The following is a 15,932-nucleotide window of genomic DNA, read 5'->3' as shown; positions in this document are numbered from 1 at the left end:
CAAATCCGGCCCTGCGGAATGGCGGGTCGGTGCGCCACGGGCCGCACCGGGGGCGCCGGTGGGAGTGGCGTGGGTCACAGCCCGGAACAAGGGGCATGGTTTGTTACTTGAGCCTGTCACGCTCAACCCAACGTGATAGCAGGTGTTCGATGGCAACTCTTCCGGTACTGCCCCTGACCGACGCCGTCCTGCTCCCGGGCATGGTCATCCCGGTGACCCTCGACCCGACCACGCAGGCCGCGGTCGACGCGGCCCGGGCCACCGGCGACAAGAAGCTCCTCGCCGTGCCCCGCATCGACGGCGAGTACGGCTCCGTCGGCGCGATCGCCCTCATCGAGAAGGTCGGCCGGCTGCCCAGCGGCGAGCCCGCCGCGGTGATCCGTGGCCTGTCCCGGGCCCGGATCGGCTCCGGCGTGCCCGGCCCCGGCGCCGCCCTCTGGGTCGAGGCGACCCAACTCGACGAACCCGCCCCGGCCGGCCGGGCCCGGGAACTCGCCCGTGAGTACCGCGCGCTGATGACCTCGGTCCTCCAGCAGCGCGGCGCGTGGCAGGTCATCGACGCCATGGAGCGGATGACCGACCTCTCCGAGCTGGCCGACGCGGCCGGCTACGCGCCCTGGCTCAGCCTGGCGCAGAAGACCGAGCTGCTCGCCGCCCCGGACGTGACCGCCCGGCTGGAGCTGCTGGTCGGCTGGGTGAAGGAGCACCTGGCCGAGCAGGAGGTCACCGAGCAGATCAACAGCGACGTCCGCGAGGGGCTGGAGAAGTCCCAGCGGGAGTTCCTGCTCCGCCAGCAGCTTGCCGCGATTCGCAAGGAGCTCGGCGAGGACGAGCCGGACGGCTCCGCCGACTACCGGTCCCGGGTCGAGTCCGCCGACCTGCCGGAGAAGGTCCGCGAGGCGGCCCTGCGCGAGGTCGGCAAGCTGGAGCGGGCCAGCGACGCCTCCCCGGAGGCGGGCTGGATCCGTACCTGGCTGGACACCGTCCTCGAGATGCCGTGGAACACGCGTACCGAGGACAACACCGACCTGGTCGCGGCCCGCGCGGTGCTCGACGCCGACCACGCCGGCCTGGCCGACGTGAAGGACCGGATCCTCGAGTACCTGGCGGTGCGCAACCGGCGCGCGGAGCGCAACCTCGGCGTGGTCGGTGGGCGCGGCTCCGGCGCGGTGCTCGCCCTGGCCGGCCCGCCCGGTGTCGGCAAGACCAGCCTCGGCGAGTCCGTCGCCCGGGCGCTCGGCCGCAACTTCGTCCGGGTCTCCCTCGGTGGTGTCCGCGACGAGGCGGAGATCCGCGGTCACCGGCGCACCTACGTGGGGGCGCTGCCCGGCCGGATCGTCCGCGCCCTGCGCGAGGCCGGCTCGATGAACCCGGTCGTGCTCCTCGACGAGGTCGACAAGCTGGCCGTCGGCTACTCCGGCGACCCGGCCGCCGCCCTGCTGGAGGTGCTCGACCCGGCGCAGAACCACACCTTCCGGGACCACTACCTGGAGGTCGACCTCGACCTGTCCGACGTGCTCTTCCTGAGCACCGCGAACGTGGTGGAGAGCATCCCCGGGCCGCTGCTGGACCGGATGGAGCTGGTCACCCTGGACGGCTACACCGAGGACGAGAAGGTGGCCATCGCCCGCGACCACCTGCTGCCGCGGCAGCGGGAGCGGGCCGGACTGACCGCCGAGGAGGTCACCGTCGCCGACGGCGCACTGGCCCTCATCGCCGGGGAGTACACCCGGGAGGCCGGCGTCCGGCAGCTCGAACGGGCCCTGGCGAAGATCCTGCGCAAGGTCACGGTGGCCCTGGCGTCCGACCCGGCGCCGGTCCGCGTCGACACCGACAACCTCGCCCGCTACCTGGGCCGGCCCAAGTTCACCCCGGAGTCGGCCGAGCGGACGGCGGTGCCCGGCGTGGCCACCGGCCTGGCGGTCACCGGAGCCGGCGGAGACGTGCTGTTCATCGAGGCCACCAGCATGGAGGGCGAGCCGGGGCTGACCCTCACCGGTCAGCTCGGCGACGTGATGAAGGAGTCGGCGCATATCGCGCTGTCCTACCTGCGCTCCAACGGGCGGCGCCTCGGCATCGACCCGAACGCCCTCGCCGGGCGGCGGATCCACGTGCACTTCCCGGCGGGCGCGGTGCCCAAGGACGGCCCGAGCGCCGGCATCACCATGGTCACCGCGCTGGCGTCCCTGGTCACCGGCCGGCCGGTCCGCCCGGAGTTCGGGATGACCGGTGAGGTGACGCTCTCCGGCCGGGTGCTGCCCATCGGCGGCGTGAAACAGAAGCTGCTCGCCGCGCACCGGGCCGGCCTGACCGAGGTGATCATCCCGAAGCGCAACGAGCCGGACCTGGACGACCTGCCGGCCGAGGTGCGTTCGGCGCTGGCCATCCACACCCTCGCCGACGTCGCCGACGTGCTCGCCCTGGCGCTGCGCCCGGCCGACGTCGACGCGGAGACCCTCGGCGGTCAGCCGCTCGCCGCGGCCTGAGGTGAAAGGAGGGGCCCCCTGTTAACGCCTCGTGCATAGCAGGGGGCCCCGCTTAACACGCCGCGCTCTCGCCTCCGGTGGGGGCGTTAACAGGGGGCCCTTCCTCTACCGAAGGCGTTAAGAAGGGGCCCCTCCTTACCGCTCAGTGGCGGTCCCGGCGCTCCGGTCGGTCTCGGCCGTCGAAGCCGTCCCGGTCCCGGCGTACGGTCGCCTTGCGGCCCTTGATGGTGCTGCCCCGCAGCGCCTGGATCACCTCGTCGGCGACCGCATACGGAACCTCCACCAGGGAGAACCGGTCGGCGATCTCGATCGAGCCGATGTCCCGGCCGCTGACCCGGGTCTCCCCGGTGATCGCCCCGACCAGGTCCTGCGGCCGGACCCCGGCGCGCCGGCCCAACCCGATGAAGACCTGCGTGGTGCCCCCGGGGCGGGGGCGACCGCCGCCGCGCCGCTCGTACCCCGGCCGGGCCTCCCGCGGCGGGCGGGCCGCGACCTGCGGGATCTCCTCCTCCTCATCGGCGGTGCCGGGCAGGGTGGCCTCGTGGGCCAGCTTCACCGCGGCGAGCGCCACCTCCATCAGGTCGAACTCGTCGGTCAGCGACTCCACGATCGCCCGAACCGGCTCCAGGTCGTCCTCCAGCAGCGACTCCCGCAGCGCCGCCTGGGTCAGCTCCAGCCGCCGGGTCCGCAGGTCCGCCACCGTCGGGATCTTGTCGACGGCGATCCGCTGGCCGGTGACCCGCTCGATGGTCTTGAGCATCCGGTGCTCCCGCGGCTCGGCGAGGGTGATCGCGACGCCCTCCCGGCCGGCCCGGCCCACCCGGCCGATCCGGTGCACGTACGACTCCGGCGCCGACGGGACGTCGTAGTTGACCACGTGGGTGAGCTGCTCGACGTCCAGCCCGCGCGCCGCCACGTCGGTGGCCACCAGCAGGTCCGCGGTGCCCGCGCGGAGCCGGCCCATCACCCGGTCCCGCTGCTCCTGGCTCATCCCGCCGTGCAGCGCCTCGGCCCGGTAACCCCGGCCGTTCATCGTCTCGGTGAGCCGGTCCACCTCCTCCCGGCTGCGGCAGAAGACGATCGCCGCGGTGGGCGACTCCACGTCCAGCACCCGGCCCAGCGCCGCCGGCTTGTGCGCCCGCGCCACGATGTACGCGCCCTGCCGCACCCGGGGCGCCTCGCCGGCCACCGGCCGCTCGCGCTCGATCTGGATACGCACCGGGTCGGTCAGGTGCTGCCGGGCCAGCCCGTCGATGCGCGCCGGCATGGTCGCGGAGAACAGCACGGTCTGCCGCTCGGCCGGGGCGTGCTCCAGGATCGCCTCGATGTCCTCGGCGAAGCCCATGTCGAGCATCTCGTCCGCCTCGTCCAGCACCACCGTGGCCAGCGAGGCCAGCCGCAGGGTGCCGCGGGCGATGTGGTCCAGCGCCCGGCCCGGCGTCGCCACCACCACGTCCACGCCGCCGTCGAGGGCGCGGAGCTGACGGCCGATCGGCTGGCCGCCGTAGATCGGCAGGACCCGGGCGCCCAGGTCCTTGCCGTAGCGGTGGAACGCCTCGGAGACCTGCACCGCCAGCTCCCGGGTGGGCACCAGCACCAGCGACACCGGGTCGCCGCCCGTCCGCCCGTCGGGCATCCGCTGCAGCAGCGGCAGGGCGAACGCGGCCGTCTTGCCCGTACCGGTCGCCGCCTGGCCCAGCAGGTCCTGGCCGGCGAGCAGCGGCGGGATCGCCTCGCGCTGGATCGGGGTCGGCTCCTCGTAGCCGAGGGCGGTCAGGGCGCCCAGCAGCTCGGGGCGCAGTCCGAGATCCGCGAAGGCGGGCGTCTCGTCGGTGGTGGGGTCGGTCGGGGTTGGCGCGGCGCTCATGCGGCAAGCCTTTCATCACCGCCGACGCCCCGTCGCGGCGACCGGTACAACCGTCGGCCCCGCCACGTCTCGAGTCGCCCGCCAGGGTCACGCGACCAGCAAGGCCAGCACGGCGCTGACGCCCACGGCGGCGTCGAGCACCCCACACCACTCCGCGTATCCGCGGGGCACCACCCGGCCGGTGCGGTGGTGCGCCAGATCCCAGGCCCCGTGCCCCAGCCACCCGGCGAGGCGGTGCGGATCGCCCGCGAGGCCGGCTGGCTCTAAGGTCGCGCGTGCGGCGCGGGGTGGCCGGACTGGTCGCGGCCCGGCTCCGCCCGCGCGGCCCGCTCAGCCCGCCTCGACCGGCACCCGGGCCTCGGCGAGCAGCGCCGGACCGGCGTACGCCACCGGCGTGGTCGGGGGCACCGGACGCAACTGCGCCAGCTGGTCGGCGCTGAGCGCGTACACCACCCGGCCCAGGGCGGAGCGCTCGATCGCGGTGGCGCACATGCCGCAGGGCTGGCAGCTCGTGTACATGGTCGCGACGGCGGCCGCGTCGGGGGAGAGGTGTCGGGCCGCCCAGCGGGCCAGTTTCAGCTCCGGGTGCGCGGTGATGTCGCCGTCGGTCCGCTCGGTGTTGACCTCCTCGGCCAGCACCCGCCCGTCGGCGTCGACCAGCAGCGAGCCGAACGGCCCGTCCCCGGCGTCCCGGGCGGTGGCGGCCAGTGCGATGGCCCGGCGCAGGTGGCGTTCGTCGGTCAGGGTCAGCACGCTCATCCGGTGCGCATTCCCCACGGGACGTCACGGCACACCGCCGGCGACTAGCCTGACGGCGTGCGGACGGTCGAGCTGCTCTGTTCCCCGGAGCTGGAGGAGGCGGTACGGGGGGTCTGGCAGCGGTTGGCCGAGGCCGGTCTGCCCAGCCTGGCCCGCAACACGCACCCCACCAACCGGCCGCACCTGACCCTCGCCTCGGTGGACGAGTTCCCGCCCGGGGCCGAGCAGCGCCTCGCCGACCTCTGTGACGCGGCGCTGCCCCTGCCGGCCCGCCTCGACCGGGTGACGGTGCTCGACGGCACCGCGCCGCTGGTCTGGCTGGTCCGGCCCGCGCCCCAGCTGACTGCCCTGCACCGGGCGGTCTGGGACGTGCTCGCCGAGGCGCCCGGCCCGCAGCCCTGGCAGCTGCCCGGGCACTGGGTCCCGCACCTGAGCCTGGCGCTGCGGTTCCGCGGCGCCGACCGGCGCCGGGCCCGGGCGGTGGCCGGCGTCGACCGCGCCACCGGGGAGTTCGTCGCCGCGCGCAGCTACGACAGCGAGAGCCGTACGGTCAGCGACCTGGTCCCGGCCTGCCCGCACCCCGGTGGCTGACCCGCCCGGGGCCGCCCGCGGTGGACGGCCCCGGCCCGGGGATCAGCGGTAGAACCGCAGGTAGTCGAACTCGGCGGTCACCGGCGGCGTGGCGCCCCCGTGCGCGACCAGGCCGATCCGGGGCGTGGTGTCGGCCGGGAAGGTCCACACCGCGCCCCAGGTCCAGTGCGTGCCGTCCCGGCTGGAACCGGCCCGGAACTCGTGCTCGCCGGTGACCGGGTCGACGTGGTGGGCCAGCCGCAGCCAGGTGGTGGTGGCCGGGGTGCCGACGATGCTGCCGCCGTACACGGGCCGGCCGGCGAAGGGCAGCTCGTAGCCGTACTCGACCTGGCGGGTGTTCCAGATGGCCACCTGAGCCAGCCGGGCGAACCGGTCGTCGTCCACATACGCCACCAGGCCCGCCTGCTGGTAGTTGCGGACGCTGTCCGCGCCGAGGTCGAGGGTGACCCTGGTCTCCGCCACGTAGTCGCCGGCCGGGGCCTCGCGCAGCAGCACGCCCGCGGTGTTCCCGGTGCCGACGAGGTCCGTCGGCTCCACCGGCCAGCGCAGCGCGCCGTCGGCGACGGTGGCCGCCGGGTTGGGCCGGATCCACCGCCAGGCCGGGTCCAACCCGTCGGTGAACTCGTCCGACCAGCCGGGCAGCAGCGGGCCGACCGTCGGCGGGGCGGCGGTGTGCCGGACCGGACGGTACAGCCGGGCCGCGCTGACGTTGTCGAAGGCGGCCGGGCCGCCCTCCGCGAGCAGGGCGAGCGGCCCGGCCGCCGGGCGGGTCAGGGCCAGCGTCACCACGGCGAGCTGGTCGCCGAGGCGGGCCGGGCTCAGCTCGGCGACGAGCTGCCGGCCGCGTACCTCGACGGCCAGGTTGTGCGGGTCGGTGAGGTCGACCCCGGCGGGCAGCGCCGTCTCCGCCGTCGCCCCGCCGGCCTCCCGGACGCTGAGCCGGCCGCCGTCGATCCGGACGTCCACCCGGCCCAGTCGCAGCCCGGCGGCGGCCGCGCCGGCCAGCCGCAGGTCGGCCTCCGCGCGCACGTCCCCGCCCACGGCGGCACGGCTGGTCAGCGTGCCGGTGCCGGTGACCTGGCCGGCGTCCACCCGCCAGGCGCCGTCCGCCCGCCAGCCGGTGAGGTCGGCCGAGTCGAAGCGGGCGTCGGGGCGGCCAGTGGTGACCGGCGCGGGCCGGGGCCCGTCGGAGGGGCCGGCGCCGGCGTTCACCGTCGGCCAGCCGGCCACCCAGTCGAGGCGGTCCAGCAGCATGGGCCGCTCGTTGATGCCGAACGGCTCGTCCAGGTAGGGGTCGGCCCGGTCGATCGCGTGGTAGACGATCCAGTCCTGGCCGGACAGGTCGGTCAGCACCGCGTTGTGCCCGGTGCCGATCCAGCGGTTGCCGTTCTGGGTGAGCACCGGGGTGCCGCCGGCCCGGGAGACGTCGAGCCGCTGGCCGTCGCGGTCCACGAACGGCCCGCGCGGGCTGCGGGACCGGCCGACCTGGACGGAGTAGCCGGTGGCCGGCCCGGCGCAGCAGTTCGCCGTGGAGGCGAAGAGGTAGTACCAGCCGTCGTGGCGCACCACGTAGCTGCCCTCGAACTTGTTGTCGATCGCCACCAGGGTCGGCGCGCCGACCGCCCGCAGCCCGTCCGGGGACAGTTCGGTGACCGAGACGCCGCCGTAGTAGCTGCCGTAGTAGAGGTAGTTCCGGCCGTCGCTGTCGGTGAACTGGCTCGGGTCGATGGTCCAGAGGTAGCCGCCGCCCCCGCCGGGACGCGGGGCGATCACGGGCTCGTCGGCGAACGTCCACGGCCCGGCCGGGGTGGGCGCGGTGGCGGCCCCGACGGCGGTGTCGAAGGTGTCGCCGGAGACGGTGGTGTCGGTGACGGTCACGTACATGACCCAGTGGCCGGCGACCCGACGCACGTCGGGCGCCCAGAACGCCGCCCCGGCGGCGGCCCAGGACGGGCGCTGGCCGGGGGCGAAGGCGTCCCCGACGGACGTCCAGTCGACGAGGTCGGCGGAGCGGGCGATCGGCACCCGGTGCGCCTGGCGTTCGCCCTCGCGCAGCGGATCGGAGGTGCCGAAGGCGTACCAGAGGCCGTCGTCGCCGCGCACGATCACCGGGTCGGCGAAGGTGTCGGCGAAGTCGGCGGAGATCGGGTTGCGGTAGCGGTCGGGGGTGGCGCCGGCGGCCGGCGCGGCCGCCGTCGTGGTCAGCACCAGAGCGAGTACGGCGGCGAGCACGCCGCCGCGGTGGAGGTGTCCCATCAGACCTGCCTCGGGTGTGGACGGAGGTGCGGTGCCCCGTTCTTACAACGTTGGATACAACGATGTAAAGAGGTGTCGCACGTGTCGGTCGGCGCCGAACGGTGCGCGTGCCAGCATGGGGGGATGACCAGCACCAGCACCGACGGACGCGCGATGGCCGGGCTCGCCGCGCTGCTCGCCGACCGGACCCGCGCCGCCTTCTGCCTGGCCCTGCTCGACGGGCGGGCCTGGACGGCGGGGGAGCTGGCCCGGGCCGGCGGGGTGGCACCCTCCACCGCGACCGACCACCTCAACCGGCTGGTGCGAGGCGGCCTGCTGGTCGAGGAGCGGCAGGGCCGGCACCGGTACGTCCGCCTCGCCGGCCCGTCGGTGGCCCAGCTCATCGAGGACCTGGCCGGGCACGCGCCCGCCCAGCCGGCGCCGCCCCGCACGCTGCGCGCCGCCTCTGCCGGCGCCGTCCTCGCGTACGCCCGGACCTGTTACGACCACCTGGCCGGCCGGCTCGGCGTGCTGCTGCACGACGCGCTGCTGGACCGGGGCGTGCTGGACCGGACCGGCGGCCTCGCCGTCACCGCGCACGGGGTGGCCTGGCTCGCCGAGTTGGGTGTGCCGGTCGAGCCGCTGCGCGCCGCCCGGCGTCCGCTGGTCCGGGACTGCCTGGACTGGACCGAGCGCCGCCCGCACCTGGCCGGGGCGCTCGGGGCGGCCCTCAACCGCCGCTTCCTCGACCTCGGCTGGACCGTACGCGGCACCGGCCGCGCCGTCCGCCTCACCCCGGCCGGCCGCCCCGCCCTCGCTGCCGCCCTCGGCCGCACCCCGGCCGACCTCGCCCCACCCCCCTCCCGCGACACCGCCCCCGCCCGCGCCTGACCCTCCGCCAGGTCGATCATGACTTCGGCGGCGATGTCGATCTCGGAAACCGCCGCCAACCTCATGATCGACAGGGTCGGATCGTTCGGCCTGGGCCGAAGGGTTCCGGGCCTACGGTCGGGGGATGAGTTGGCCGGAGATTCCGCAGGACCCGGGGACGCCAGCGTGCGCGGCGCCCGTACTCCTCGACGACGGGTGGGTGGTCACCCGGCACGCCGATGTGCTCGCCGTGCTGACCGACCCCCGATGCGTGGTGCCCGCCGCGCCCGCCGGGCCGCCGGGCACCCTGGCCTGGCTGCGCGGCGCGGTCAGCCGGTTCAGCCCGCCGGACCGGCACCCCGCCCGGCGCGCGATCGGGGTCGCCGCGTTGGCCCACCTCGACCCGGACGAGCTGCGGCAGGCGGCGGCCCGGTTGGCCGGGGAGGCGCTGGACGAGGCGGCCGCCCGGCAAGCGCTGGACGGGGCCGGCCCGGCCGGTGGGTCGCGGGACGGGGTGGCCGCCGGGCGTACCGGGGACGAACGCGACCGGGCCGGCGGGACGCTGGAGGTGCTGGCGCGGCGCGTACCCCTCTCGGTGCTGGCGGCGCGGCTCGGCCTGGCCGACCTGGCGGCGGCCGGGCCGGCAGTGGCCGCGGTGGCGGCGGCGTACCACCCGGGCGCCGCCCCGGCCGCGGTGGCCCGCGCGGACCGGGCCGTGGCCGCGCTGCTGGCGATGTCCCCGCCGGCCCCGCCCGAGGCGGCCGCGAACCGGATCGGGCTGCTGGTCCAGGCCTGCGACGCCACCGCCGGGCTGATCGGCGCGGCCGTCCGGCACGGCCTCGCGGCGCCGGCCGCGCTGTCCACCGGCGACCTGCTGGCCGAGGTGCTGCGCCTCGATCCGCCGGTACGCGGCACCCGGCGGGTGACCACCGCCGCGCTGCACCTCGGCGGCCGGGAGATCGGCCCGGACGCCCCGCTGCTGCTCCGGTTCGACGCGGCCAACCGCGACCCCGCCGCGCACTCCGAGCCGGACCGGTTCCGCCCCGGGCGCCCCGGCGGGTCGCTGACCTTCGGCGCCGGACCCCGGGGCTGCCCGGGAGAGCGGCACGCCCTGGCCCTGGCCGCCGGGGTGGTCGACGTGCTCCGCCGCCGCGCCGGCCCCGACCACCCGGCCCGTCCCACCCTGACCGTCCCGACCAGCACCGAGGTGACCGTCCGATGAATGAGCGCACCGAGGCCTTCCACGCCCTGCACCGGCCGGGCCGGCCGCTGCTGCTGCCCAACGCCTGGGACCATGCCTCCGCCGCGGCCCTGGCGGCCCGGGGGCATCCGGCGATCGGCACCACCAGCCTCGGCGTCGCCGCGGCGGGTGGGAAGCCGGACGCGGCCGGGGCCACCCGGGGGGAGAACCTCGACCTCGCCCGGCGGCTGCGCGACCTGCCGGTGCTGCTCACCGTGGACGTCGAGGGCGGGTTCAGCGACGACCCGGCGGCGGTGGCCGACTACGTCGCCGAGCTGGCGGCGCTCGGCGTGGTGGGCGTGAACCTGGAGGACGGCCGCCCGGACGGCAGCCTGACGCCGCCGGAACTGGCCGCCGCCAAGATCGCGGCGGTGAAGGCCGCCGTGCCGGGGCTGTTCGTCAACGCCCGCACCGACGCCTGGTGGCTGGGCGTGCCGGAGCCGCTGCCGGAGGCCCTGGACCGGGCTCGCGCGTACCGGGCCGCCGGGGCCGACGGCTTCTTCGTTCCCGGCGCGCCGGACGACCTGGTCGAGCGGCTGGCGGCCGAGGCCGGCCGACCGCTGAACGTGCTGCACCGACCCGGCGGGCCGACCCTGGCCGTGCTGGGGCGGCTCGGCGTGGCCCGGGTCAGCACCGGCTCCCTGCTGTTCCGGGCCGCCCTCGGCGCCGCGCTGCACGCCGCCGACGCGGTCCGGGCCGACCGGGACGCCGCACTGCCCGCCGCGCCGGGGTACGGCTGGGTGCAGTCGCTTTCCGCGCCGGATGCGGTGACTCGTCGCCCTTAGAGGGGGGATAGGAGGATTGTTCGCGGATTTCCCGTTCCTGGTGCTTACGGTGTGTTTCAGGCTCGACCACACCGTGTCCTGCCCGGAGAGGGGACCCGACCATGCGCGTGCCCAGCCGAAGCCCCGGCCAGCAGCCCGGGCCCGCCGTCGCGGCCACCGCCCCCGCCCGCCGGCTGCCGCCCGCCGCCGGGCGCCGTCCCGTCACCGATGCGCCGGACCTCGCCGCGTACCGGGCGGCGGTGGCCGAGCTGCTGGTCGAGGTGGGCGCCCTGGCGGACGCCCCGTCGACCACCGCCCGCCAGGTGCTGCTGGACCAGCGGCTGCGTGAGCCGGCGATCGCCGCGGTCCTCGACGCCACCCCGCAGGGGTTCGTGGGCGCCCGGGAGACCCTGCTGCTGGAGATCGCCCGCTACCAGCCCAACGCCCGCAGCTCGGCGCACGACCTCACCGCGCTGGTCCGGATCTACCTGCTCTCCCGGATCGACGTGATGTGGTGGCGGGACAGCGCTCCCTTCCTCACCGACAGCCAGGTCAACACCAGCACCGACCTGGTCGACCTGGAGTGGCTGCGCCGTCGCGGGCTGCTGGCCTTCCGCTACCAGGAGCAGCCGGCCGGCGTCCTCGGCCGCGGGCTGCGGGCGGCCCGCCGGCGGCTCCTGCCCGACGCCACCCCGCGCACCGCCGGGCTGATGTTCCGCCGGGCCCGCCGCGAGGTGGTGGCCCTGCTCAACGACATCGGCCGGGAGTTCGCCCTGGCCACCCCGCCGGGCACCCCGCCGCTCTGGGCCACCAGCCTGGCCCGCAGCGCCGAGCACCAGTACCGGCTGCGCCGCCTGGGCTACGCCGCCATGGTGCCCAGCGGGCACTGCCTCGGCTGGGCGGCCGACGTGGAGCTGGCCTGGTTCCGGCGCTTCGGCGTCCGGGAGACCCTGGCCGACCTGCTGCTGGCCCGACAGGAGGCCGGCGAGATCAACGTGGTCGACGAGGGCCAGGCCTGGCACCTCTGCCTCGCGCCCGCCGCGCGCCGCCGCTTCCGAGGGGCGTACGAGGCCGAGATGGGGGTCTGACGAGCGTGTGCGGAATCGCGCTGAGCATCGGACCGGACGCCGACCCGGCCACCTTCCGTCGGATGCTCGCCGCCCTCGCCCCTCGAGGCGAGGTGACCGAGACCCGGCAGCAGAACGGCCTGCTCGCCGGGGTACGCCGGCTGCGGATCGTGGACCGGGAGCGGGCGGTGCAGCCCTGGCTCTCGCCCGACGAACGGCACCTGCTCTGCTACCACGGCGAGATCTTCAACCACCACGAGCTGCGCTCGGAGCTGACGCGGCTCGGGTACCCCTTCCGCAGCACGAGCGACACCGAGGTGGTGCTCGCCGCGTTCCGGCACTGGGGTGAGGAGGCGGTGCACCGGCTGCGCGGGGAGTACGCCTTCGTCGTGGTGGAGCGGGCCAGCGGCCGGGCCTACCTGGCCCGGGACCCGGTCGGGGTGAAGCCCCTCTACTGGGCCCGCGGCCCCGGCTGCCTGCACCTCGCCTCGGAGGTGAAGGCGCTGGTCGGGCACGGGGCGCCGATCGGCGAGGTGCCGCCCGGGCACCACGGCTGGGCCGAGCCCGACGGGCCGGTCCGGCTGCGCCCGCACGTCGACCTGCTGCGCCTCGGCGCCGGGCTGCCGGTGATCGACGACCCGGACGAGGCCGCCCTGCTCGTCCGGGTCGCGCTCACCGACAGCATCCGCGTGCGGCTCGACACCGACCTCACCGTCGGGGTGGTCCTCTCCGGCGGCCTGGACAGCTCGCTCGCCCTGCTGCACGCCCGGGAGTCGCACCCGGACTGCGTCGCGGTCACCGTTGGCGTGCCGGACAGCCCTGACGTGGCGTACGCCCGGCGGCTCGCCGCCGATCTGGGCGTGCCGCACGAGGTGGTCGAGCTGCGCCCGCGGGACATCCGGCTGGCCGACGTCCGGGAGGCGATCCGGATCTCCGAGCTGACCGAGTACGGCGACATCATCAACGCGGTGGTCTCGGTGCCGATCTTCCGGCGGCTGCGCGAGCTGGGCGTCAAGGTGGTGCTCACCGGGGACGGCTCGGACGAGCTGTTCGGCGGGTACCCGATGTACCACCAGGTCGGCCCGGAACGGTCCCGCCGGCTCTTCCTGCACAAGATCCGTAACCTGGGTCGGACCGAGTTGCAGCGGGTGGACCGGGTCAGCATGGGCCACGGGGTGGAGGCCCGGGTGCCCTTCCTCGACCTGAGCGTGCTGGAGCTGGCGATGCGCATCCCGCTCCACCTGAAGGTGCGCGACGGCCAGGAAAAGTGGATCGTCCGGCGGGCCTTCGCCGACCTGCTGCCGGACTACATCCGCCGGCGCCCGAAGAACCCGATGTCGCACTCGTCGGGCCTGCACGAGCGAGCCCGCCTCTACAAGCCGCTCTTCGCCCGCCTGCACCGCTCCTTCGGCTACCAGTTGCTCGAACCGGTCCGCCGCGACTTCGACAGCGTGCTCACCCGCTGCGGCAACGACCTGGACCGGGCGATCGCCGACGGCCTGGCCCGGCCCGACTACACGGTGCTGGAGCACGCGCGGGACCTGGTCGGCGCGGCGAAGTGGAACGCCGTGCCGGTGGTCCGCCGGCTGGTCGGCCCGCGCACCATCCGGCGCGTCCCGGCCCGCCCGTGACGGCCGCGCTTGACTCTGACACCGTGTCAGGGACGAGCGTGAAGGGGCCATGTTCACCATCGGAGAATTCGCCGCACTCGGCCGGGTGTCGGCCCGGATGCTGCGGCACTACGACGGCGTCGGGCTGCTCCGCCCGGCCGTCGTCGACCCGCACACCGGTTACCGCTACTACCGGGCGGAGCAACTGGGCCGGCTCAACCGGGTGATCGCCCTGAAGGACCTGGGACTCACCCTGGACCAGGTCCGGGCCGTCCTCGACGACGACCTGGACGCCGGCGAGCTGCGGGGCATGCTGCGGCTGCGCCGCGCCCAGCTCGCGGCGCAGGTCGCCGCGGACACCGCCCGGCTGGCCGGGATCGAGGCGAGGCTCCGGATGCTCGAGACGGAGGGTCGGATGACCACCAAGGACGTCGTGCTCAAGGAGATCCCGGCAGTGCGGATCGCGGAACTGACCGCGGTCGCGCCCAGCTACGAGACGCCGGACATCGGCCCGGTGATTCAACCCCTCTATCCGGAACTGTTCCGGCGCCTGGAGGGGGCGCGGGTGCGCCCCACCGGGCCGGCCATCGCCTGGTACGAGCCGGCGGGCGAGGGGGAGGCGGTCGTGGTGCACGCCGGGGCGACCGTCGGCGTCGAGCCCTCGGCGTCGGGGGACTTCACCATCGTCGACCTGCCCGCGCTGCCCGCCGCCGCGACGCTGGTGCACCACGGGTCGATGGACGAGGTCGAGGCCAGCATGGAGGTGCTGGCCCGGTGGATCGAGGAGAACGGCTGGCGGGCCGAGGGGTACGCCCGCGAGGTCTACCTGGACTACTCCCAGGAGGAGCCGGAGAAGGGTGTCACCGAGCTGCAGATCCCGGTCTCCCGACGCTGATCGGCCGGCGTGCGAGGTCCGATCGCCGCCAGCATCCGGGGATCCTCCCGGCCACGCTGGTGAGCATGACGACGACGCGTACCAGGTATCTGATCCAGCCGCTGCCGGTCGAGGTGCTGGCCGCGGTGCGGCGCACCGGCCGCGACGCGGGCGGACGACAGGTGGAGCGGGCCACCGCCGAGGGCGGCGAACCGCTGCGCTGCTGCCTCCGCGACGCCACCCCGGGTGAGCCGCTGCTGCTCTTCGGGTACGCCCCGCCGCTGCCCGAGGGACCGTACCGGGAGGTGGGGCCGATCTTCGCGCACGACGCCGACTGCCCCGGTCCGGCCGACGTGACCGGTTATCCGGCCGACTGGCGGGGACGGCCCCAGGTGCTCCGGGCGTACGACCGCCGGGGGCGGATCGTCGGCGGCCGGTGGCACGACGGCGAGGACCCGGAGGCGGTCATCGCCGAGCTCCTGGCCGACCCGGCGGTGGACCGCCTGCACAGCCGCAACGTGGTGTACGGCTGCTTCATGTTCGGCGTCGTCCGGGGCTGATCCGGGCGTGACCGGCGGTGGCCCGGGTATCAGCGCGGCATGGCCGGACTGGACGCGATCGTGGTGGGGCAGGTGGCACGGGACCTCGTCCTGCTGGTGGACGAGGTGCCCGGCCCGTCCGCCACCGCCCCGGTGCGCTGCCGCCGGGAGCAGCTCGGCGGCAAGGGGGCCAACCAGGCCGTCGGGCTCGCCCAGCTCGGCGCCCGCGTCGGACTGCTCGGCGTGGTCGGCGAGGACGAGGTCGGCGACCGGCTGCTGGGTCGGGCCCGCAGCGACGGCATCGACGTCGCCCCGGTGGTGCGCCGCGCCGACACGCCCAGCGCGCTGATCGTGGACCTGGTCGACGCCCGGGCGCAGTGGCGCTACCTGGAGGACATCCCCGAGGCGACCCTGCTGACCGAGGCGGACGTGACCGGTGCCGAGGAAGCGCTGCGGGCGGCGCGGGCGGTCCTCGTCCAGCTCCAGCAGCCGCTGCCCGCCGCGCTGGCAGCGGCCCGCTGCGCCCGTACCGCCGACCGGCTGGTCGTGCTCGACGGCGCGCCGGCCGACCCGGCCGGCGCGGCGGACCTGCTCGGCCTGGCCGACGTGCTGCGGACCGACGCCCAGGAGGCCGGGCTGATCGTGGGCGATGCGCCGAAGGACGCCACGGCGGGGCTGCGGGCCGGCCGGGAACTGCTCGCCCGGGGTCCCGGGCTGGTCGCCGTGGAGGTGGCGGGGGAGGGCAACGCCTTCGTCTGGCCGGACGGGGAGCTCTTCGTGCCGCTGGCCGAGACGCCCATGGTGGACAGCACCGGCGCCGGGGACGCCTTCGTCGCCGCGCTCACGGCCGGACTGCTGCGCGGCGAGCCCTACGAGCGCGCCGCCCGGTACGCGGTGGCCGCGGCCGGCGTCATCGTGGGCAACCCGGGCGGCCGGCCCGCGCTCACTCCGGCGGCGATCGAGGCCCAGCTCTCCCGCCTCCCCGGACGTTGACCGGATGGACAACCGCCGCCCGCTCCTTCTAGCGTCG

At 75.8% G+C, this 15,932-nt stretch carries 13 protein-coding genes; 10 read left to right on the top strand and 3 right to left on the bottom strand.

What is annotated here, in order from left to right:
- Positions 1 to 149: 149 nt before the first annotated feature.
- Positions 150 to 2,486 (top strand): endopeptidase La, encoded by a 2,337-nt coding sequence (lon, locus tag Q2K19_RS29420; RefSeq protein ID WP_302765378.1) that lies wholly within the window; start codon positions 150 to 152, stop codon positions 2,484 to 2,486.
- A 142-nt stretch (positions 2,487 to 2,628) separates the two neighbouring features.
- Here the strand turns inward: lon and Q2K19_RS29415 are convergent, their stop codons facing one another.
- Both Q2K19_RS29415 and Q2K19_RS29410 read right to left on the bottom strand, forming a co-directional pair.
- On the bottom strand, positions 2,629 to 4,353 hold the full coding sequence (locus Q2K19_RS29415) for a DEAD/DEAH box helicase (protein ID WP_302765377.1): 1,725 nt from the start codon (positions 4,351 to 4,353) through the stop codon (positions 2,629 to 2,631).
- 330 nt (positions 4,354 to 4,683) lie between these two features.
- Positions 4,684 to 5,112 carry a nucleoside deaminase gene (locus Q2K19_RS29410; RefSeq protein ID WP_302765375.1) on the bottom strand — a complete coding sequence of 143 codons (429 nt, stop codon included), beginning with the start codon at positions 5,110 to 5,112 and terminating at the stop codon, positions 4,684 to 4,686.
- Positions 5,113 to 5,169: 57 nt separating this feature from the next.
- Here Q2K19_RS29410 and Q2K19_RS29405 point away from each other — a divergent pair, with 57 nt between their 5' ends.
- Positions 5,170 to 5,703, top strand: coding sequence for a 2'-5' RNA ligase family protein (locus Q2K19_RS29405; protein WP_302765373.1), 534 nt, complete (start codon positions 5,170 to 5,172; stop codon positions 5,701 to 5,703).
- Positions 5,704 to 5,745: 42 nt separating this feature from the next.
- Here Q2K19_RS29405 and Q2K19_RS29400 read toward each other — a convergent pair whose 3' ends face one another.
- Positions 5,746 to 7,959 (bottom strand): family 43 glycosylhydrolase, encoded by a 2,214-nt coding sequence (locus Q2K19_RS29400; protein WP_302765372.1) that lies wholly within the window; start codon positions 7,957 to 7,959, stop codon positions 5,746 to 5,748.
- A gap of 123 nt (positions 7,960 to 8,082) precedes the next feature.
- Between Q2K19_RS29400 and Q2K19_RS29395 the strand changes: the two genes are divergently transcribed.
- The 8 genes from Q2K19_RS29395 (at position 8,083) to Q2K19_RS29360 (ending at position 15,895) form a co-directional block, all read left to right on the top strand.
- Positions 8,083 to 8,829 (top strand): ArsR/SmtB family transcription factor, encoded by a 747-nt coding sequence (locus tag Q2K19_RS29395; protein WP_302765371.1) that lies wholly within the window; start codon positions 8,083 to 8,085, stop codon positions 8,827 to 8,829.
- A 124-nt stretch (positions 8,830 to 8,953) separates the two neighbouring features.
- Positions 8,954 to 10,030: a cytochrome P450 gene (locus tag Q2K19_RS29390; protein ID WP_302765370.1), complete on the top strand. Its 1,077-nt coding sequence runs from the start codon at positions 8,954 to 8,956 to the stop codon at positions 10,028 to 10,030.
- Positions 10,027 to 10,833: an isocitrate lyase/PEP mutase family protein gene (locus Q2K19_RS29385; protein WP_302765369.1), complete on the top strand. Its 807-nt coding sequence runs from the start codon at positions 10,027 to 10,029 to the stop codon at positions 10,831 to 10,833. The genes Q2K19_RS29390 and Q2K19_RS29385 overlap by 4 nt, the downstream gene beginning before the upstream one ends.
- 101 nt (positions 10,834 to 10,934) lie before the next feature.
- Entirely contained in the window at positions 10,935 to 11,900 is a 966-nt protein-coding gene (locus Q2K19_RS29380; RefSeq protein WP_302765368.1) for a hypothetical protein, read from the top strand.
- Between the two features lie 5 nt (positions 11,901 to 11,905).
- Complete coding sequence (locus Q2K19_RS29375; RefSeq protein WP_302765367.1) at positions 11,906 to 13,510, top strand: asparagine synthetase B family protein; 1,605 nt, start codon at positions 11,906 to 11,908, stop codon at positions 13,508 to 13,510.
- Between the two features lie 49 nt (positions 13,511 to 13,559).
- Positions 13,560 to 14,384 (top strand): MerR family transcriptional regulator, encoded by an 825-nt coding sequence (locus Q2K19_RS29370; protein ID WP_302765366.1) that lies wholly within the window; start codon positions 13,560 to 13,562, stop codon positions 14,382 to 14,384.
- A 65-nt stretch (positions 14,385 to 14,449) separates the two neighbouring features.
- Complete coding sequence (locus tag Q2K19_RS29365) at positions 14,450 to 14,923, top strand: DUF1203 domain-containing protein (RefSeq protein WP_302765365.1); 474 nt, start codon at positions 14,450 to 14,452, stop codon at positions 14,921 to 14,923.
- A gap of 39 nt (positions 14,924 to 14,962) precedes the next feature.
- A complete protein-coding gene (locus Q2K19_RS29360) occupies positions 14,963 to 15,895 on the top strand; it encodes a PfkB family carbohydrate kinase (protein WP_302765364.1) in 933 nt (310 codons plus the stop codon).
- Positions 15,896 to 15,932: the final 37 nt, after the last annotated feature.

Origin of the sequence: Micromonospora sp. NBRC 110009 (assembly GCF_030518795.1) — a bacterium.
Lineage (GTDB): Bacteria > Actinomycetota > Actinomycetes > Mycobacteriales > Micromonosporaceae > Micromonospora.
Note: the sequence above shows the minus strand (reverse complement) of the source record. Positions and strands in the feature narration are given on the sequence as shown.

Coding starts and splice junctions, on each gene's coding strand:
- lon (WP_302765378.1), top strand. CDS start 150: ATGGCAACTCTTCCGGTACTGCCCCTGACCGACGCCGTCCTGCTCCCG.
- Q2K19_RS29385 (WP_302765369.1), top strand. CDS start 10,027: ATGAATGAGCGCACCGAGGCCTTCCACGCCCTGCACCGGCCGGGCCGG.
- Q2K19_RS29410 (WP_302765375.1), bottom strand. CDS start 5,112: ATGAGCGTGCTGACCCTGACCGACGAACGCCACCTGCGCCGGGCCATC.
- Q2K19_RS29380 (WP_302765368.1), top strand. CDS start 10,935: ATGCGCGTGCCCAGCCGAAGCCCCGGCCAGCAGCCCGGGCCCGCCGTC.
- Q2K19_RS29365 (WP_302765365.1), top strand. CDS start 14,450: ATGACGACGACGCGTACCAGGTATCTGATCCAGCCGCTGCCGGTCGAG.
- Q2K19_RS29415 (WP_302765377.1), bottom strand. CDS start 4,353: ATGAGCGCCGCGCCAACCCCGACCGACCCCACCACCGACGAGACGCCC.
- Q2K19_RS29360 (WP_302765364.1), top strand. CDS start 14,963: ATGGCCGGACTGGACGCGATCGTGGTGGGGCAGGTGGCACGGGACCTC.
- Q2K19_RS29390 (WP_302765370.1), top strand. CDS start 8,954: ATGAGTTGGCCGGAGATTCCGCAGGACCCGGGGACGCCAGCGTGCGCG.
- Q2K19_RS29395 (WP_302765371.1), top strand. CDS start 8,083: ATGACCAGCACCAGCACCGACGGACGCGCGATGGCCGGGCTCGCCGCG.
- Q2K19_RS29400 (WP_302765372.1), bottom strand. CDS start 7,959: ATGGGACACCTCCACCGCGGCGGCGTGCTCGCCGCCGTACTCGCTCTG.
- Q2K19_RS29370 (WP_302765366.1), top strand. CDS start 13,560: ATGTTCACCATCGGAGAATTCGCCGCACTCGGCCGGGTGTCGGCCCGG.